We start from the raw sequence: 19,117 nt of genomic DNA on the forward strand, positions 1-19,117 counted from the left end.
TGCCATGTCAGAGCCGTTCCTCGAGCTGATTGACATCAGCAAGAGCTATCCTGGCGTGGTCGCTCTCGACCGCGTCGGTTTGCAGGTGTCGCCCGGCGAGGTCGTTGCGCTGATCGGCGAGAACGGCGCCGGCAAGTCGACGCTGATGCGCGTGCTTGGCGGGGTCGTTGAGCCGAGCGGCGGCGTCATCCGTGTGGACGGCGCCGCGCGAAGCTCGCTCACCGTGACGGATGCGATCAAGGCGGGCATCGCCTTCGTTCATCAGGAACTGAACCTGTTCGACAATCTGGATGTCGCCGCCAACGTCTTCATCGGCCGCGAGCCCGTGCGCGGCGGGCCCCTGCGGCTGATCGACCGCAAGCGCATGCACGCCGACGTCGCTCCGCTGCTCGACCGGCTGGGCTGCGATTTCGCAGCCGATGCGCCGCTCGCCGAATTGTCGCTGGCGCAGCGCCAGCTCGTCGAGATCATGAAGGCGCTCTCGCTCGATGCCCGTCTCGTCATCATGGACGAGCCGACCTCGAGCCTGACGCTCACGGAGACCGACCGCTTGATGCGGATCGTCGCCGGCCTGAAAGCCCACGGGGTCAGCGTCATCTTCATCACCCATCGGCTCAATGAAGTCATGCAGTGCGCCGACCGTGCGGTCGTGCTGCGTGACGGTCGCGTGGTCGGCACACTGACACGCGCAGAGCTCTCGCCGGCGGCGATGATCCGCCTGATGATCGGCCGCGACCTGAAATCGCTCTACGTTCCCCCGGCCGCACCACCTGGGGACAGCGTGCTCCAGATCGTCGATGCCGTCACCGACACCTATCCCGAGCGCGCCGTGAGCCTGTCGGTCCGCCGCGGCGAGATCCTCGGACTTGCCGGCCTCGTCGGGTCCGGCCGCACGGAGCTCGCGCGCGCCGTCTTCGGCATCGACCGGTTGCGTGACGGCGCGATCAGGCTCGATGGCGAGCCGATCCGCATCGCAAACCCGCGGGCCGCCATCGAACAAGGCATCTATCTGGTCCCGGAGGACCGCAAGGGCTCGGGCCTGTTGCTCGACGTCTCGATCAGCGAGAACATCTCGCTGCCCGATCTGGCGTCCTATTCGCGCTTCTGGCTGGTGGATACGGCGCGCGAGCACGAGAATGCGATGCGCCAGCGGGAGCGTCTCAATATCCGCGCCCCCGACGTCGAGACCGTCGTCGGCTCGCTGTCGGGAGGCAATCAGCAGAAGGTCGTGCTCGCCAAATGGCTGTCGATGCGGCCGAAGGTCCTGATCTTCGACGAGCCGACCCGTGGAGTTGACGTCGGAGCCAAGCAGGAAATCTACGACATGCTGCGCCGCCTCACCGACGCCGGCGTCGCGATCCTGATGATCTCCAGCGACATGGAGGAGGTGATCGGGATCAGCGACCGGATCGCGGTCATGCATGAAGGCGCAATCTCGGGCTTCCTTGATCGCAGCCAGTTCAGCGAGCACAATGTGCTGCAGCTTGCCGTCGGTCACGCAATTGGACCGGAGGGACCTTGAGCAAGAAAGACCTCAGCCTTCTGGTCCTGATCCTCCTGGTCGGAACCGTCGTCGCCCTCATCAATCCGAGATTCCTGTACGTTGGCAACCTCTCCAATACGGCCAACCAGGTCGGGCTGTTCGGCATCTTCTCCATCGCGCAAGCCTTCGTCATCATCATCGGCGGAATCGAGCTGTCGGTCGGTTCCGTGATCGCGCTGCTGGGCGTCCTGTTCATCGACCTCATCGTCAATCACGACGTCGACTGGCTGGCGGCAACCGCGATGATCGTTGCGGCCGGGCTCCTGATCGGCCTAATTCATGGCACGCTGGTGACCAGGATGCGGATCCAGGCCTTCGTGGTCACGCTGTGCGGCCTCCTGATCTATCGCGGCGCGGCACGCTATTATACCGAGGACTCGACGGCGGGGTTCGGCTTCGGTGCGAGCTTTCCGATGCTGGAATGGCTGGCCGCCGGCCGCACCAACGTCCTCGGTTTTCCGCTGCCGCACAGCGTGGTGGCGCTTGGCGTGGTGACCATCATCGCCTGGGTGGTGCTTCACCGCTCCGTGTTCGGCCGCTACCTCTATGCCGTCGGCAAGAACGAGGAGGCGGCACGCTACTCCGGCATCCGCTCCGACCGCGTGATCATCTCGGCCTATGTCATCTGCGGCGGGCTGACTGCGTTTTCAGCCATCCTGATCGCGATGTACACCCGTTCGATTTCGCCGGCCGTGCACGGCTCGTTCTACGAGCTCTACGCCATCGCCGCCGCTGTGCTCGGCGGCTGCTCCTTGCGCGGCGGCGAAGGCTCGATCATCGGCGTCGTGCTCGGCACCGTGCTGCTCCAGATGCTACAAAATCTGGTCAACCTGCTGGGCATTCCGAGCTCGCTCAATTTCGCAGTGATGGGAACGGTGATCCTGGCCGGAGTGCTCGGCGATCAGTATTTGGTGCAGCGACGCAGCCGCGTCGGGGCGGCCAAAGGCCGAGGGCAGACGAGCGCCGCGGCCGCACCGATCGAGAAACTGAAGGCGGAGTGAAGGCGACGGTTTGCGCCGGTCTGTATCCGGCACGGACGGTCGATCACGGGAAGACGACAGCACTTCCAAAGTATCTGGAGCGCGATGAGATGAGGAAGCATCATCATCACGCTCCAGGCTATTGTTTCAGCATGAGCTTCTCGGAAAGCCGCTGCGCGCTGCTCCGGATCAGGCCTTAGAACGTCACCCGCATCCCCGCATAGAACGCGCGCGGCCTGGCCGGGCTGAGCGAGCGCGGGTCGGTGAATTCGGCTCCCCCGTTGGCGAAGTTCGGCAGCGCTTCCCTGTCGAAGAACGTGCCGAGCGTGGAGTAGCGATTGTCGAAGATGTTGTTGACGCGCCCATAGAGCTGGATGTTCCGGGTGATCTGGTAGGAGCTGTGGAGATTGAACACGGCGTAGGACGGGAGCTGTGGAAACTGGTTGGACTCGTCGCCGACGTAGTACTGGCTCGAAACAAACAGCGCGTCGCCTCCGACTTTCCAAACGTCGGTCACCGCATATTCGACGCTGGCCTTGATGAGGTGCCGCGGCAAGCGCGGAATCTGGTTGCCCGGCAGGACCTGGATGTTGCCGTCGGCGTCTGCGAACGGGCTATCCGAGCCCAGCGTTAGCGCGTCGAGGAAGCGCGCATCGAGGAATGCATAGCTCGCCTGGAATTGCAGCACGTTCGACTTCACGCTCACCTCGGCTTCGAGCCCCTGCCTGCGCGTGCGACCAATGTTCTGGAAGAAGCCGAAGCCGGTCAAGCCGGGGATCGGCGTCGCAACGATGTCGTCGTAATTGGTGGCCCGGAAAGCGCCGATCTTCCAACCGAGCGAACCGATCTGCAGTTCCTTGGTGCCGCGGAAGCCCGCTTCAACGGTCTTGGATACGACTTGCCGCAGCGGAGGATCGGCGACCAGGAATTGTCCGATGATGCAGGGCCTCGCCGGATCGGCGCAACCAAGCTCGAGCGGCGTCGGCACCCTGTTGGCCTCGGAATAGCCGGCATAGGCCGTCACTTCGGACGTGATCCTGAAGGTGCCTCCGACGATGGGATTGAAGCGGTAGAAGGCATGATCGCCGTTGAGCGCGGTGCCGAGCTGGTCCATCAGGGAAATCTGGGCGGCGTTGAACCGTCCGCCGCCAGTGACCGCAAAACGATCCGTCACGTCGAACGTGTCCAGTGCATAGAGGCCCTGATACTGGTTGACGGTGCGAAGCGACACCGGGCCGATCGACGTCGGCTCGCCCGACTGACCGAGGAATATGCCGCTGCCCGTGACGACGTAGTTGGTGCCGATCGTTCCCAGTTCGGTGCTGCCCGTGAAATGCGTCTTGCTGAGGTCGTAGCTTGCGCCGACCACGAAGCGGTTGCCGTGACCGAACAGCTGATCGGTGTTGGTCGCCTGTCCGGATATGCCAAACGACGTCGACTTGGTGGAGGTGCGATCGATCTGGCTGAGGATGGCATCGGGGCCGAAGGTATTGGCGAGCTGCACGCCATTCAGGCCGAACGCGGGGACGTCGTCGTCGTCGAAGCAAAGCAGCGTCGGGTCGGCGCAAGGCACGGTATCGGTCGGGTTACCGTCGACGGTACTTTGCTTGAAGTGCCGCAAACGCGCCGTGCCTTCGAAGGTCCAGGTCGGCGTTGCCTCCACCTTTCCGGTGAAGTTGAGATAGCCGACCTTGTTGGAGATGGTCTGCGGCGTCGTATAGGTGGCGCCCCAATATTGCTGGAGCAATTCGGCCGGAACGGTACTGGGGCCTGCCAAGGAGTTGTTGGCGACGCCGCCATTGAGATGGAATTCGCTGCCCTCGAAGCGATATCCGACATCGCCATAGAAGCGCCGCACGTCGGACGATGAAAAGTTGCGAAAGCCGTTGTCGTGAATGCCTTCGAGCGCGCCGTAGACGGACCAGTTCCTGTCGATCTGCTTGCCCCATTGCGCGGAGCCCTGAATGCGGCCGAACGAGCCGCCCATGACGTCGATCTCGGCGCCCTGATAGTTGAAGCCGTTCTTCATCTGCAGATCGATGGCACCGCCGAGCGCATTGAGCCCATAGGCGGGATTGTTGGTCACCGCGACGGCTGATCGGATCGCAGCCGTCGGAATCAGGTCCCAATTGACGATGTCGGAGAAGGCCTCGTTGATGCGGACACCGTTCTGGTAGACGGCGAGACCTTGCGGCGTGCCGGCGAGCGGCGACGCGACGTAGCCGCGAAACTGGATATCGGGCTGGAAGGGATTGCCGGTCACCTCATTGATGCTGACGCCGGGCACGTGCTGCTGCAGGGCATCGGCGATGTTCGGCGAATTGGTGCGCCTGATCTGGCCAGCGTCGACCGCGTTGATCGCCGAGGGAACCTTGTCGACGTCGAGACCTCTGCCGCTGCCCGGCGAGGTCGGATAGACGTAAAGGCGGGTCCTCGGCGCGGCGGACGACGGTGCGCCGATGCGCGCGACGGGCCGGGACGGAGCACTCCGCCGCACGGCCGGTGGCGGTGCCTCGACCTCGACCGGCGGCAAATTCTGGATGTTGGTTTGCTCATCCGGCGCGGCGCCCGCGTCGGTCGCCATGACCATTCCCGTACAGATTGAAATTACGACCAGACCCCGAACGCCCATCCGTCTCCACCCACATTTTCCGGCAATCTTGTTCCCCGCCGTTCAAGCCAACGTACAGGCCAAAAGCCGCAGCACGCCAGCCGTAAAAGGTCCGCCCTCTCAACGGCAGGAAATCCCGATCAAATCGGGAATTCTTCCTGATCCGGTCGCCACTCGATCGTCGACCTGCCTCGACTCTCGGGAACAATTCCCGGTGCCGGCGAGACTTTATGCTCAACCCGACCGATGGTCTCTGTGCAATCCTTGGCGCGACATCGCGACCTCGTCGCGAGTCATTCATCCGTAGACTCAACACCCCGCCCTTCGTGGCGGGGTGCCTTTACGGGAAGCAAAAGACAGGCGGAGGAAACGATGAGGCTGCGGGAACGCTTTTCCGTTCGAGATCTATTTGTCCGGCGCGTCCGCCGCCGCCTCGTCACGGGGTTCGCCGCCAGTCTTGGCGTCGCCGCGTCCATCGCCGCCGCAGGCGCGCAGGACACGACCAAGAGCTTGACGCCCGACAGCATCAAGGCCGCGATTGCCCAGGTCGACAGCGCCTACATCAAAGCCAATGCGGCGACATCCAACAATTGGCCGACGGTCGGCCTGGACTACGCCGAGACCCGCTTTTCGAAGCTCAATCAGATCACGAGCGACAACGTCAAGAGCCTCGGCCTGGTCTGGACCTACAATCTCGAATCCTCGCGCGGAGTCGAGGCGACGCCGGTCGTCGTCGACGGCATCATGTACCAGACGGCCTCCTGGAGCGTCGTGCATGCGATCGACGCGCGCACCGGCAAGCGCATCTGGACCTTCGATCCGCAAGTCAACCGCGAACTCGGCTACAAGGGCTGCTGCGATGTCGTCAACCGCGGCGTCGCGCTCTACAAGGGCAAGGTGTTCGTGGCTGCCTATGACGGCCGCCTGATCGCGCTCGACGCGGCAACCGGCAAGAAGGTCTGGGAAAAGGACACGCTGATCGACCACGAGCATTCCTACACCATCACCGGCGCGCCGCGCGTCTTCAACGGCAAGGTCGTGATCGGACAAGGCGGCGCCGAATATGGCGCGCGCGGCTACGTCACCGCATACGATGCCGAAAGCGGAAACCAACTCTGGCGCTGGTTCACCGTGCCCGGCGATCCGTCGAAGCCGTTCGAAGACGAGTCGATGGAGAAGGCGGCCAAGACCTGGGATCCCGCCGGCCAATATTGGCTCAACGGCGGCGGCGGCACGCCATGGGACACCATCACCTTCGACCCCGAGCTCAACCTCGTCTATATCGGCACCGGCAACGGCTCGCCCTGGAACCGGAACGTGCGCAGCCCCGCCGGCGGCGACAATCTCTATCTCGCCTCGATCGTGGCGCTGAACGCCGACACCGGCAAATACGCCTGGCACTATCAGGAGACGCCCGGCGATCACTGGGACTACACTTCGACCCAGCCGATGATCCTCGCCGACATCAGCATCGACGGCGCGCCGCGCAAAGTCATCCTGCACGCGCCCAAGAACGGCTTCTTCTTCGTGATCGACCGCACCAACGGCAAGTTCATCTCGGCGAAGAACTTCGTCGATGTGAACTGGGCCACCGGCTACGACGCCAACGGCCGCCCGATCGAGGTGCCGGCCGCGCGCGGCGATGCGGCCTACGACTCGATCCCGGGACCCTACGGCGCCCACAACTGGCATCCGATGTCGTTCAACCCGCAAACCGGGCTGGTCTATCTGCCGGCCCAGAACGTGCCGCTCAACCTCATCCCGGAAAAGAAATTCAAGCAGAATGCGGCAACGCCGGGCAAGTTCGGCGGCGCCACCGGCTGGAACGTCGGCTTCGTCCTGAATGGCGAGCCGCCCAAGAGTCTTCCGTTCGGGCGTCTGATCGCGTGGGACCCGGTCAGGCAGAAGGAAGCCTGGCGCGTCGAATACCCCTCGCCATGGAACGGCGGCACGCTGACCACGGCCGGAAACCTGGTGTTTCAGGGCACGGCGGATGGTCGGTTCGTCGCCTATGACGCCAAGACCGGAAAGGCGCTGTGGGAGACACCGACCGGCACCGGCGTCGTCGCTGCGGCTTCAACCTATATGCTCGACGGCGTGCAATATGTCTCGATTGCCGTCGGCTGGGGCGGTGTCTATGGCATGGCACAGCGGGCGACCGAGCGGCAAAGCCCTGGAACGGTGTACACGTTCGCGCTCAACGGCAAGGCGCCGCTGCCGGAATTCGTGAAGTACCAGACCGAGGGCCTGATCCAGGGCGTGAAGTACGATCCGAAGGACGTGCCGGAAGGAACGGCGCTCTATGTCGCCGCCTGCGCCACCTGCCATGGCGTGCCCGGTGTCGACAAGGGCGGCAACGTCCGCAACCTCGGCTACGTGCCGGCGGAGGAGATCGCCAACCTCAAGAACATCGTGTTCAAGGGACCGTTCCGCGATAAGGGCATGCCGGACTTCACGGGCAAGCTGACGGAAGCCGATGTCGTGAAGATTCAGGCTTTCATCCAGGGCACGGCCGACGCCATACGCCCGAAGAAGTGACGCGGCGACACGGCTGCGGCAGGCATTGCCGCAGCCGGCGGAGATGGTTTCAAGCCTAACGTTGCATCAATCAAGCGCGATGCAGACCAGAGAGTTCAATTTGAGCCCGATACTCGTCGTCGATGATCATCCAATCATCGCAGAAGCGTGCCGCGTCGTGCTGGGCGACGTCGAGGACGTCGTCGCTGCGCGTGATGTGCCGAGCGGCTATCAGGCATTCCTGGAGCACCGGCCCGGAGTCGTCATCCTGGATCTGACCTTTCCCGGAGAAGCACTGGGCGGCGTCGACCTACTGCATCGCATCTCCTCGGATGCACCGCTCGCACGCGTGCTGGTTTTCAGCATGCATGCGGACGCAAGCATCGTCGCGTCCGCAATCAAGGCGGGAGCCATCGGATATCTGCTGAAGGACTCGGCACCGGACGAGCTGCCGAAGGCGGTGCGTCAGGTCAGGCTCGGTCATCGCTATGTCGACGAGCGGATCAATTTGCGCGGCGTGCCCCTGCCCGATCACGTCGAATTCGGCAAGGCCGCCACACTGACGCGCAGGGAAAGAGAGGCGCTCAGCCTGCTCGGCCAGGGAAACGCCTACTCTGCGATCGCCGAAGAGCTGGACATCACGCCGCGCGCCGTCGCGCGGCTCGTCAAGCAGGCGAGGATCAAGCTCGGGATCCGTCGCACCAGCGACCTGCTCCGCCTAGCGTACGAGCTCGCGGGCGGCGCAGACGGTTCGAATTGACCCGGCGCGGCGCGACATCAATTCGGATCAGGACGCGGCCGTCGGAACCAAGGCCTCCACCGTCACCCCTCCGTCACCGGAGACGACATTAAGCGTACCGCCCAGCGCCAGGATCCGCTCGCGCATGCCGACGAGGCCGAAGCCGAGCTTCTGGCCGGGCTCCATGCCGCGGCCATTGTCGCTGACCCGCACCCGGGCGCAGGAGCGGCCGTCGTGAGCCGTCTGCTCCGCCGGTTCGATGACGACATTGACCGAGGTCGCGCCGGCGTGGCGGAACACATTGGTGAGCGCCTCCTGCACGATGCGGTAGATGGTGAGATCGGCGGTCTCGCCGGTGGGCCCGAGCGCGGGTGAGATCACGGTCTCGACCGCGACATCCGGATGCGATTCCCGCCACAGCCGCGACAGCGATTCCAGCGCCTGGCGCAGGCCGAGCTCGGCGAGCCCGACCGGGCGGAGGCGCTCCAGCACGCGGCGATTGAACTGCTGCAGGGCGTTGATCTGCTCCAGCATGGCGCTGCCGTGTTTTCGCACGGCTTCCGCATTGGGAACCCGTCCGTCCGCCTGCTTCGCCAGCGCGCCGGCATGTGCGCGCAACGAGAACAGATACGGCCCGAACTCGTCGTGGAGCTCGCGCGCGATCTCCTTGCGCTCGATATCCTGAAGCGAAACCGCTCGCTCGGCGAGGCGCCGCTTGTCCTCGACCGCCTCATGAAGCGTTGCGGCAAGGTGGTTGAGCTTGGTGCAGATCGCGGCGAGCTCCGGCGCACCGCCCGGCGTGACGCGGGCCTCGTAATGTCCGCCTTCGAGCTTCCCCATCGTCTCCGCCAGCGACTGCAGCGGCGCCAAGGCCCGGCCGACCACATTCATCATCAACAGGAACAGCGCCAGCGCGATCGCCGAGCCGACCTCGAGCTGGGTCACGATGCCGTCCCAGATCTCCGCGATCTCGTCATCGGGATGCGAGGTGATCAGGAGCGAACCGGGCCTGCCATGGACCGTTACCGGAACGCTCACCGCGGTCTGGTCGGGGTGAACCAGGCTGACGAACCAGGCTGGTGGCCCGTGCGTGTCGGCATCGGCATCGGCCCGCGGCGGCGTCAGCGGATGGCCAGCGGCATCCCGGAGCGTGATGCTGACATGGCGAAGACGGCTGAGATCGCGGGCGATCTGGTTCAGCCTGGCGTCCGGATCGGGGGCTTCGTTGAGGTCGGCCACGATCATTTCGATGAATTCGCGCGCGAGGCGGATCACGCTCTGGTCCTCGGCCTGCACGCGGGGACCTGCCTCCGCGACCTGGCGGCCGATATTGACGGCGAGCCCCAGCGCCAGCAGCAGCGCCAGCAGGAGGTTGATGCGCCCGCGCAAGGATAGATTTTGCCACATGGGTATCGCTCGTGCCTCGCGAAGCTCTGCCCGCCGCTGTCCGATGACGTTGACAGGGGCGGAGCGGCGGATATCTAATCGGAAGCGTACAGCAATCCCGGCCGGGTTGCATGAGGCGAGCTCGGACACATCGCTCACGCGCCTGTCCCAGGTCGGTATCATGCGGCGCAGAGCAGGCAAGTTCATTACAGGAAACGCTGTCACGGGGAACGCCTATGCGCATTCTGATCGTGGATGATCATCCCATCGTCGCCTCCGGCTGCCGCGCCGTGCTGGCCGACGAGGGCGAGATCGAGATTTTGGAGGCCGCCGACGCCGAAGACGGCGAATGCGTCTTCATCGTCGAACGTCCCGACCTCTGCATCATCGACATCAATCTGCCGACCGTCTCCGGATTCGAGCTCGCGCGCCGCATTCTCGAACGCGCGCCCGAGGCCCGCATCATCATGTTCAGCATGAACGACGACCCGGCTTTCGCCGCGCGCGCGATCGAATGCGGGGCCAAGGGCTACGTCTCCAAGACCGGCGACCCCGACGACCTCGTCGAGGCGATCCGCGCCGTCGGCGGCGGCGGCACGTACCTGCCGAGCGCGATCGCGCGCAGCATCGCCTTCGCCGGGCCGACGCTGGCGCAAAGCCCATTGTCGAAGCTGAACGCGCGCGAGATGGAGATTCTGCGGCTGCTCAGCGCCGGAAAGAGCCTGTCGGAGATCGCCTGGCTGGTGCAATCGTCGTACAAGACGGTCGCCAACACCTCCTCCATCATGCGCCAGAAGCTCGGCGTGAAGACCTCGGTCGAGCTGGTGCGGTTGGCGATCGACAGCGGTGTCGCCTGACGCGGGCCGCCGCCACACTTTCGCTCACACAAGCGTTGCAATGTTGATGTGGTGAAATGCCACGGAGCTAGGGCATGACGATTCAGACTGTCTCGACCAACAGATCCTACGGCGGCGTGCAGGGCGTGTACCGCCATGCGAGCCAGGCGACCGGAACCGACATGGTGTTCTCGGTCTACGTTCCCCCGCATGCCGAAGGCGCGAAGCTGCCCGTGGTCTGGTATCTGTCCGGCCTCACCTGCACGCACGCCAACGTCACCGAGAAGGGCGAGTTCCGCAAGGCCTGTGCCGAGCTCGGCCTGATCTTCGTCGCGCCCGACACCTCACCGCGCGGGCCGGACGTTCCCGGCGATGCCAACAATGCGTATGATTTCGGGCTCGGGGCCGGCTTCTATGTCGACGCCACGCAGGAGCCGTTCGCGCGCAATTATCGGATGTGGAGCTACGTGACGGACGAACTCCCCAAGCTCGTGGCGGGAAATTTTCCCGTCGACGCCAAACGGCAATCCATCATGGGTCATTCGATGGGCGGTCACGGCGCGCTGACGGTGGCGCTGCGCAACCCGCACCGCTATCGCGCGGCGAGCGCGTTCGCGCCGATCGTGGCGCCCTCGCTCGTGCCTTGGGGCATCAAGGCGCTGACCGGCTATCTCGGACCGCACAAGGAGGCCTGGCGCAGCCACGACACGGTGGCGCTGATCGAGGACGGCGCCAAGTTCTCCGGCTTCCTGGTCGACGTCGGCGAGGCTGACAATTTCCTGAAGGAGCAGCTCAAGCCGGAGCTGCTCGAAGCCGCCTGCACCAAGGCGGGCATCCCGCTGACGCTGCGGCGTCAGGCGGGCTACGACCACAGCTATTATTTCATCTCGACCTTCATGGGCGATCACCTGCACTGGCATGCGGAGAAGCTGAAGGGGTGAGCTTCTCCCTCGCTCCGCTTGCGGAGAGAGGGGGACTGGGCTGTGACGCTCGCGGTCTCGTAGGGTGGGCAAAGCGAAGCGTGCCCACGATTCTCTCGAATCATTGATTGATCGTGGGCACGGCGCGTTGCGCCTTTGCCCACCCTACGCTTCCCAAGTCGCTCGGAGAATACCCTACTCCCGCCTGCCGTAATTCGGCGCGAGCAAGCGGTTGCGGATCAGGTAGCTCATCGCGCGCGTCCAGGCTTCATCGGTGTTGCCGCGCATGTCGACGCTCGCCGCGGTGATCATGGCGCCGGTCTTCACGTCGCGCAGATAGACGTTGAGGTTGATGATCAGGTTCGAGACCTTCTGCACCATGCCGGTGATCTCGAGCTCCGCTCCCAACTGCCCCGCGAGCTTGAGATCGCAGCCGCCGCAGGCCTGCAAGTTGGCGCGGCGGGCGGCGTCCCTGACCGGCGCGATGTCCAGCACCTGGAACCTGCCGGAATCGGTCAATTCCTTGCGGAGCTGCTCGCTGATGCGCAGGAGCCGTGCCTCTTCGGGCCTGGAGCCGTAGAACTCCCCGGGCAGGCTGGTGTCGATCAGCTCGAAATCGAACACGGCCAGCTTCGGCGGGTCGGCGCGCGCGAACGAAGGCGTCAACAGCAAAGCGGCGGCCATCATCGATGCTCGCATGATCGTGATTCCGGACGCCGCCAGCGCGCGGACGAAATGCGGGGTTGCATGCCCTGACAAATTGGTCATGCTTGAAGCAGAGACAATTCTCCACCTGGGGTCAAGCCGGGGAGATCGTCCGGAGGAAACATGATCCGATGGTTGGCCGGTCTGATCGGCATTGGTCTTGCTGCGACGAGCGCGCTCGCGGCGGAGCCTGTCCTGATCGGCGTCGGCTATCTCGGCCTCGCCGCTCCCCGATCGACGCTGTCGCTGATCGAGCAGCCCGCGGAGAATGACGGCGTCGCCGGCGCCCGCCTCGCGATCGATGACAACAACACCACCGGAAAATTCCTCGGCCAGCGGTTCGCGCTGGAAGAGCGCCGCGTCAAGGAAGGCGACGACCCGGTGCAGGCCGCGACAGCGCTGGCAGAGAAGAACGGCTTCATCATCGCCGACCTGCCGGCCGACGCGCTGCTGAAAGTCTCGGATGCCCTGCGCGACCGTGGCACGCTGTTGTTCAATGCGGGGGCGATCGACGAGCGGCTGCGCGAGGCCGATTGCCGCGCCAACGTGATCCACACCGCGCCGACGCGCGCGATGCTGGCCGATGCGCTCGGGCAATATCTGGCCTGGAAGAAGTGGTCGCGCTGGCTACTGGTGGTCGGCTCGCACGACGAGGACAAGCTGTTTGCGGACGCGCTGCGGCGCACCGCCGCACGGTTCGGCGCCAAGATCGTGCAGGAGAAGACCTTTGAAGACAAGGGCGGCGCGCGGCGCACCGACAGCGGCGTCACGCTGATCCAGCGTCAGATGCCGGTGTTCACGCAAGGCGCGCCGGCCTACGACGTGCTGGTCGCTGCCGACGAGAGCGAGGTGTTCGCCGGCTACCTGCCCTATCGCACCTGGGATCCGCGCCCCGTCGCCGGCTCGGCCGGCCTCGTGCCGCGCAGCTGGGACGCATCGCTGGACCAGTGGGGCGCGATCCAGATGCAGAACCGCTTCATGAAACTGAATTCGCGGCGCATGACCGCGCGCGACATGCAGGCCTGGACCGCGGTGCGCATGATCGGCGAAGCCACCTCGCGCACCAATTCAGGTGACGTCAAGAAGGTCACGGACTTCATCAAGGCCCCGGATTTCTCGGTCGCGGCCTTCAAGGGCACGCGATTGACCCTACGCGACTGGAATTTACAGCTGCGCCAGCCGATCCTCTTGGTCGACGGCCGCATGGTGGTGTCGGTCTCGCCGCAGGAAGGATTCCTGCACCAGGTCTCCGAGCTCGACACGCTCGGCTATGATCGTCCGGAGAGCAAATGCAAGCTGAAGTGAGCGATGTGAGATGAGATTGAGCTGCCACCGCGACGACGCTGCGCCCCCTCCCCCGCGAGCGGGGGAGGGTTGGGGAGAGGGTGTCTCGGCTCGCGAGAGCCCCCAAGAGGAAAGAGCCCTCTCCCGTATCGCATCTTTCGATGCGATACGACCTCCCCCGCAAGCGGGGGAGGTGACGACCGCCCGCGGGCGGATATCACGCATGCTACGAGCAGCGTCGCTGCTGACTCTTGGGCTCATAGCAGCGCCCGCGCAGGCCTTCGTTGCCTATGTCTCGAACGAGAAGAGCAACACGGTTTCGGTGATCGACACCGACAGCTGGACCGTGACCAAGACCATCAAGGTCGGCCAGCGCCCGCGCGGCATCGATTTTACGCGCGACGGCAAGTTCGTGATGGTCGCGGTCGGCGACGACGACACCATCCAGGTGATCGACGCCAAGACGCAAGTCGTGGTCGACAGCCTGCCCTCCGGCCCCGATCCTGAATTGTTCGCCCAGGATGCGGCCGGAAAAACCCTCTACGTCGCCAACGAGAACGACAACACGGTCACCGTGATCGATCTCGAGAAGCGTACCCGGCTCGGCGACATCCAGGTCGGCGTCGAGCCCGAGGGCATGACCATCAGCCCCGACGGCAAGACGCTGATCAACACCTCCGAAACCACCAACATGGCGCATTTCATCGACACGGCCACGCGCCAGATCGTCGCCAACGTGCTGGTCGATGCCCGGCCGCGCTATGCCGAATTCAAGCACGATAGTTCCGAAGTGTGGGTGTCCTCCGAGATCGGCGGCACCGTCTCGATCATCGACCCCAGGAAGCACGAGGTGATCGGCAAGGTCACGTTCGAGATTCCGGGCCTGCGGAAAGAGGCGATCCAGCCGGTTGGCATCGGCATGACCAAGGACGACAAGACCGCCTTTGTCGCGCTCGGCCCGGCCAACCGCATCGCCGTGGTCGACGTCGCCTCGCGCAAAGTGACGAAATATCTGCTGGTCGGGCAGCGGGTCTGGCACGTGGCGTTCACGCCCGATGAAAAATATCTGCTGACCACCAACGGCGTCTCGAATGACGTCTCCGTCATCGACGTCGCCGCGCAGAAGGTGATCAAGACCATTCAGGTGGGCGAACTGCCCTGGGGCGTCGCGATCGCGCCATGACCAGCCTTGCGCCGAGTCCCGAACCACAGGAGGCGCCGAGGCTGGAGACGGCAGCGGTGCCGGCGCTGTCGATCGACGGCGTCAGCCATGCCTATGGGTCGCGCCGGGCGCTGATCGACGTCTCTTTCGATGTGCAGCCGGCAAGCTTTACGGCCCTGCTCGGCCTCAACGGCGCCGGCAAGAGCACGCTGTTCTCGCTCATCACGCGCCTGTTCGGCATCCAGTCCGGCCGTGTCGTCATCTTCGGTCACGACATCAGCAAGAGTCCCGGCGAGGCGCTGCGGCTGCTGGGGGTGGTATTCCAGCCGCGCACGCTCGACCTCGACCTGTCGCTGACGCAGAACCTGCTCTATCACGCCGCACTCCACGGCATCGGCCGGAGCGAGGCCGCAGCGCGCAGCGCCGAGCTGCTCGGCCGCATCGGGCTGGACGAGCGCGCCGGCAGCAAGGTACGCGATCTCTCGGGCGGACAGATGCGGCGGCTGGAGATCGCGCGGGCGCTGCTGCACCGGCCGCGGCTGTTGTTGCTCGACGAGCCGACGGTCGGCCTCGATGTCAAGGCGCGCGCCGACATCATCGGCCAGGTCCGCCAGCTCGTGACGGAGCAAGGCATCGGCGTGCTCTGGGCCACGCACCTGTTCGACGAGATCATGCCCAGCGACGACCTCGTGGTGCTGCACCAGGGCAAGGTGCTGGCGCGGGGGCCGATGAGCCGCGTCGTCACGGAGGCCGGCGCGCAGGACGTCAACACCGCCTTCATGCGCCTGACCGGTGCGCAAACGTTGCCGGGAGGCGGCGCATGAGCAGCATCACGGCGCGCGAGGCCCCGCGTGGCTTCTCATTCGCCGAGTACATGACCTGTCTCACCGGCATCGTCTGGCGCGAGGGCCTGCGCTTCCTGCATCAGCGCGAGCGCTTCGTCTCGGCGCTGGTGCGGCCGCTGGTGTGGCTGTTCATCTTCGCCGCCGGCTTCCGCCAGGTGCTCGGCATCTCCATCATCCCGCCCTACGAGACCTACATCCTCTACGAGGTCTATATCGCGCCCGGGCTGATGGCGATGATCCAGCTCTTCAACGGCATGCAGTCATCGCTGTCCATGGTCTACGACCGCGAGATGGGCAACATGCGTACGCTCCTGGTGAGCCCGCTGCCGCGCGGGTTCCTGCTGTTCTGCAAGCTGCTGGCGGGGACCGCGGTGTCGCTGCTCCAGGTCTATGCGTTCCTTCTGATCGCCTGGTTCTGGGACATCACCCCGCCGTCGTCGGGCTATCTCACCGTGCTGCCGGCGCTGATCCTGTCCGGGCTGATGCTCGGCTCGCTCGGCATGCTGATCTCCTCCGGAATCAAGCAGCTGGAGAACTTCGCCGGGGTCATGAACTTCGTCATCTTTCCGATGTTCTTCGCCTCCTCCGCGCTCTATCCGCTCTGGCGGGTCCAGGAAGGCAGCCCTTATCTGTACTATCTCTGCGAGGCCAATCCGTTCACCCATGCGGTCGAGCTGATACGTTTTGCACTTTACGGGCAGATCAACTGGATCGCGCTGGCGGTGGTTGCAGCTTGCACAATCGTCTTCATGATCGGTGCAATTCTGGCCTATGATCCCTCGCGTGGGCTGGCGCGACGGGGGCCCGCAGGAGGCGAAGGATGAAGGTTCTGGCGATGGCTGTTCTGACACTCGCGCTGTCGGGCACGGTCGCCCGCGCGGCCGATCCGCGCTACCCCAACTGGCCGTGCACGCAGGCCAAGGTGCCAGAGATCTCGCTCGCCGCCGTCTGGGCGGGGCCCGCGCTCGACGACGCCGAGACCAGGTGGAAGAACGACGCGAAAATCACCGCCCTGGTCGCAAAGCTGTCGGCGCGCAAGACCCCGATGGACGAGGCCGCGAAGCTGGTGAAGGACTTCCTGGCTGCCTCTTCCGCCGACAAGACGACCAACGCAAAGCTGCTGTTCGCCGGCCTGTTCGATACCCTCAACGCCCAGCGCTCGCAGGTCATGAACGGGCTCGAACGCGTCAGCCGCAAGCAGCGCGAGGCCGCCGACAAGATCCGCGAGGAGGCAATCCAGCTCCAGGCGCTTCAGGGCGCCACGCCGCGTGACGAGGCCAAGGTCGAGGCGCTCAGCAACGAGCTGATCTGGAAGACCCGCATTTTCGAGGACCGCAACAAGGTGGTGCGGTTCGTCTGCGAGGTTCCAACCACGATCGACCAGCGCCTGTTCGCGCTCGGCCGCGTGATTCAGCAGGAGATGGAATAGCGTCAGCTTCCCTGACGGCAGTCGTAAGTTCCCGCGATAGCGTCAGATCGTTAACCCTCGCCGCGGCTATCCGGCGGAACCAAATCGATCTAGGATGGCTTGTCGAAGTGAACTCCAGGACGTCGGGAGGCCTCGATGGGAACCACCAAGTTTATCTGGGCGGGCGCTGCGGCCCTCAGCCTGCTCGCAACCAGCGCTGTTGCTGACGACATGACCGGCATGGTGATGCGGATCGATCGGCTCAACGGCACGATCTCGATCCAGCAGACGCAGAAGGGCACGGTCGGCGCCAGCACCGGAAGTGCCGGCGCGCTCCAGGAATACAAGGCCAAGGACGCCGCGATGCTGGACGCCGTTCATGCCGGCGACAGGGTGAACTATTCTGCGACCGACAATAACGGCACCGGCACCCTGACCAAGTTGCAGAAGCAATAGGGCTCGGCCTGCACCGTCATTGCGAGGAGCTGTTGCGGCGAAGCCATCCAGAGTCCCTCCGCGGAAGGACCCTGGATTGCTTCGCTGCGCTCGCAATGACGTGGAGTGAGTTGCGCCGCGCTTTGGATCCCGAGCTGCGGTGGCCATCCAGTCGCTATTGCTCCGGCCGCGGTTCCGGCTGCGACTCTTCTGTCGGAAGCTTGGCCCGTTCCCATCCGTCGGTGCCGTCGGGGTACCAGGCGATGTTGGAATAGCCATAGGCCAGCGCGCGCTTGGCGGCGTTCCAGGACATCCAGCAATCGGCGAGGCAATAGATCACCAGCAGCGCGGCCTTGTCGCCGCCCGCGACACGAGCGAGCCCCCGCTGGAAATAGTCATCCATGGCCGGCGGCAAGGTGCCGTAGCCGGTATCCGGCAGCCAGACGCTGCCCGGAATGTTCCTGCGCGGCGCATCGCGCCACACCGTGCCTTCCGGAAGATTCTTGGGCTTCGGCGGGCGCGGCAGCACGTCGATGAACACGCCGCTCTTGGCGCGCCAGATCGCTTCGGCGTCCGCCGTGGTCAGCACTCGCGCGCCGGCCAGCGTCGCCGGCACCGGCGCGCGATAATTGTCGGCGCGATAATTCTCAGGCTCGAATGGCTCCTGCTGCTGCGCCTGAACCGGCGCCGCCAGCACGGCAGCGAGGAGCACAACGGCGGGAAGCCGCCTCATGGCGTCTGCCTCACGGCGTTTGCCTTACGGTGTTTTCTTGGCCGTCTCCGCATTGAGCGGCCGATCGCTTTCGTCGAGCAGCGGAACGCCGAAGTCGAGCAGGATCTTGTTGATCTCGCCCTGGTTCTCCTGGATCAGCTTGTTGAGCTGCCGTTTCCAGTTCTGGTCGGCGGGACGCACGCCCATTCCGATGCGGTAGACCAGCTTCGGCCCCGTGGTCTCCTTCACCAGCGGCGTGACATGAAGCGATCCGACCTTCTTCGCGTAGTAGCCGGCCATCGGCCCCCACAGCACGCCGGCGTCGATCTTGCCGGCCGCGAGGTCGTCGATCATGGCCTGCGCCGAATTATCGTAGCGCGTGTCGACCATCAGCGGATAGGGTTTCGCATTGCTCATCAGGCCGGCGATGGCCATGTTGGTCGCCGGCGGGGTGCCGGCGACGATGCCGACATGCTTGCCCTTCAACTTCGGATCCTCCAGCGTATCGACGCCGTCGAGTCCGCTGCCGGTCTTGGCGACCAGCGCATAGGTGGTGCGATAATAGGGATTGGTGCCTTGCACGACGTCATCGCCCTGCGGAAAGCCCATGATGACGTCGCAGCGATGCGCGCCCAACGTCATCCGCACGAAGCCCGTGGCTTGCGGGAAGAAGACATAGTCGAGCTTCTTCTTGAGCCTGTCCGCAAACAGCTCGGCCAGCTTGTTCTCGAACCCCTCGCCCTTTTCATTCGAGAACGGCAGATTGCGTGGATCGGCACAGACGCGCAGCACGTTCGGATCGACCAGCTCGAACGAGAGGTCGCCGCTGTCATTGGTCTGCGCAACGGCGACATCGCCGAGCGCGCAGGACGCAACCAGGACCCACAGTGAAAACAACCAGCGACGATGTCGTCCGGCCTCCGTCATCGCGCTTCCTCCTCGTTTTGTTTGAATGCTATCCATGCAACGCATGACGCGCCATGTTTTGCCAGACCCTGCTGGGTTTCCTTTGTTGCAGTGCAATGCAGGCCATC

At 64.6% G+C, this 19,117-nt stretch carries 17 protein-coding genes; 12 read left to right on the forward strand and 5 right to left on the reverse strand.

From position 1 onward, the window contains the following. Window positions 1-4 precede the first annotated feature (4 nt). Both DCM79_RS18890 and DCM79_RS18895 read left to right on the forward strand, forming a co-directional pair. Window positions 5-1,522 (forward strand): sugar ABC transporter ATP-binding protein, encoded by a 1,518-nt coding sequence (locus tag DCM79_RS18890; RefSeq protein ID WP_257175785.1) that lies wholly within the window; start codon window positions 5-7, stop codon window positions 1,520-1,522. Beyond that, the gene (locus DCM79_RS18895; RefSeq protein ID WP_257175786.1) at window positions 1,519-2,544 is read left to right on the forward strand and encodes an ABC transporter permease; all 1,026 of its coding nucleotides are present in this window, start codon (window positions 1,519-1,521) and stop codon (window positions 2,542-2,544) included. Before DCM79_RS18890 ends, DCM79_RS18895 begins: the two co-directional genes overlap by 4 nt. A 175-nt stretch (window positions 2,545-2,719) precedes the next feature. Here DCM79_RS18895 and DCM79_RS18900 read toward each other — a convergent pair whose 3' ends face one another. Next, window positions 2,720-5,107, reverse strand: a complete 2,388-nt coding sequence (locus DCM79_RS18900) for a TonB-dependent receptor (protein ID WP_257175787.1) — start codon at window positions 5,105-5,107, stop codon at window positions 2,720-2,722. Between the two features lie 399 nt (window positions 5,108-5,506). Between DCM79_RS18900 and DCM79_RS18905 the strand changes: the two genes are divergently transcribed. Both DCM79_RS18905 and DCM79_RS18910 read left to right on the forward strand, forming a co-directional pair. Further along, a complete protein-coding gene (locus DCM79_RS18905; protein ID WP_257175788.1) occupies window positions 5,507-7,672 on the forward strand; it encodes a PQQ-dependent dehydrogenase, methanol/ethanol family in 2,166 nt (721 codons plus the stop codon). A 100-nt stretch (window positions 7,673-7,772) separates the two neighbouring features. Beyond that, window positions 7,773-8,411 carry a response regulator transcription factor gene (locus tag DCM79_RS18910; protein WP_257175789.1) on the forward strand — a complete coding sequence of 213 codons (639 nt, stop codon included), beginning with the start codon at window positions 7,773-7,775 and terminating at the stop codon, window positions 8,409-8,411. A 27-nt stretch (window positions 8,412-8,438) separates the two neighbouring features. Here the strand turns inward: DCM79_RS18910 and DCM79_RS18915 are convergent, their stop codons facing one another. Next, window positions 8,439-9,797: a histidine kinase gene (locus DCM79_RS18915; protein ID WP_257175790.1), complete on the reverse strand. Its 1,359-nt coding sequence runs from the start codon at window positions 9,795-9,797 to the stop codon at window positions 8,439-8,441. 215 nt (window positions 9,798-10,012) lie between these two features. Here DCM79_RS18915 and DCM79_RS18920 point away from each other — a divergent pair, with 215 nt between their 5' ends. After that, complete coding sequence (locus DCM79_RS18920; RefSeq protein WP_018320706.1) at window positions 10,013-10,633, forward strand: response regulator transcription factor; 621 nt, start codon at window positions 10,013-10,015, stop codon at window positions 10,631-10,633. Between the two features lie 74 nt (window positions 10,634-10,707). Further along, on the forward strand, window positions 10,708-11,553 hold the full coding sequence (fghA, locus tag DCM79_RS18925) for an S-formylglutathione hydrolase (protein WP_257175791.1): 846 nt from the start codon (window positions 10,708-10,710) through the stop codon (window positions 11,551-11,553). 174 nt (window positions 11,554-11,727) lie between these two features. On the opposite strand, the gene DCM79_RS18930 is transcribed toward fghA, so the two are convergent. Continuing rightward, window positions 11,728-12,300, reverse strand: a complete 573-nt coding sequence (locus tag DCM79_RS18930) for a DUF3280 domain-containing protein (RefSeq protein ID WP_257175792.1) — start codon at window positions 12,298-12,300, stop codon at window positions 11,728-11,730. Window positions 12,301-12,360: 60 nt separating this feature from the next. Between DCM79_RS18930 and DCM79_RS18935 the strand changes: the two genes are divergently transcribed. The 6 genes from DCM79_RS18935 to DCM79_RS18960 all read left to right on the forward strand — a co-directional run bounded on the left by DCM79_RS18935 (window position 12,361) and on the right by DCM79_RS18960 (window position 17,392). Then, entirely contained in the window at window positions 12,361-13,542 is a 1,182-nt protein-coding gene (locus tag DCM79_RS18935; RefSeq protein ID WP_257175793.1) for an ABC transporter substrate-binding protein, read from the forward strand. Between the two features lie 202 nt (window positions 13,543-13,744). After that, window positions 13,745-14,704 (forward strand): YVTN family beta-propeller repeat protein, encoded by a 960-nt coding sequence (locus DCM79_RS18940; RefSeq protein ID WP_257175794.1) that lies wholly within the window; start codon window positions 13,745-13,747, stop codon window positions 14,702-14,704. Continuing rightward, complete coding sequence (locus DCM79_RS18945; RefSeq protein WP_257175795.1) at window positions 14,701-15,507, forward strand: ABC transporter ATP-binding protein; 807 nt, start codon at window positions 14,701-14,703, stop codon at window positions 15,505-15,507. Before DCM79_RS18940 ends, DCM79_RS18945 begins: the two co-directional genes overlap by 4 nt. Next, window positions 15,504-16,352 carry an ABC transporter permease gene (locus DCM79_RS18950; protein WP_028137779.1) on the forward strand — a complete coding sequence of 283 codons (849 nt, stop codon included), beginning with the start codon at window positions 15,504-15,506 and terminating at the stop codon, window positions 16,350-16,352. Before DCM79_RS18945 ends, DCM79_RS18950 begins: the two co-directional genes overlap by 4 nt. After that, window positions 16,349-16,957, forward strand: coding sequence for a hypothetical protein (locus DCM79_RS18955; RefSeq protein WP_257175796.1), 609 nt, complete (start codon window positions 16,349-16,351; stop codon window positions 16,955-16,957). The genes DCM79_RS18950 and DCM79_RS18955 overlap by 4 nt, the downstream gene beginning before the upstream one ends. Before the next feature lie 135 nt (window positions 16,958-17,092). Next, on the forward strand, window positions 17,093-17,392 hold the full coding sequence (locus tag DCM79_RS18960) for a copper-binding protein (protein WP_257175797.1): 300 nt from the start codon (window positions 17,093-17,095) through the stop codon (window positions 17,390-17,392). Window positions 17,393-17,546: 154 nt separating this feature from the next. Here the strand turns inward: DCM79_RS18960 and DCM79_RS18965 are convergent, their stop codons facing one another. Both DCM79_RS18965 and DCM79_RS18970 read right to left on the reverse strand, forming a co-directional pair. Further along, window positions 17,547-18,104, reverse strand: a complete 558-nt coding sequence (locus DCM79_RS18965; RefSeq protein ID WP_257175798.1) for a PQQ-dependent catabolism-associated CXXCW motif protein — start codon at window positions 18,102-18,104, stop codon at window positions 17,547-17,549. Between the two features lie 24 nt (window positions 18,105-18,128). Further along, complete coding sequence (locus tag DCM79_RS18970) at window positions 18,129-19,010, reverse strand: substrate-binding domain-containing protein (RefSeq protein ID WP_257175799.1); 882 nt, start codon at window positions 19,008-19,010, stop codon at window positions 18,129-18,131. Window positions 19,011-19,117 lie beyond the last annotated feature (107 nt).

This window comes from Bradyrhizobium sp. WBOS07 (assembly GCF_024585165.1).
In the GTDB taxonomy this organism is placed as follows: domain Bacteria; phylum Pseudomonadota; class Alphaproteobacteria; order Rhizobiales; family Xanthobacteraceae; genus Bradyrhizobium; species Bradyrhizobium japonicum_B.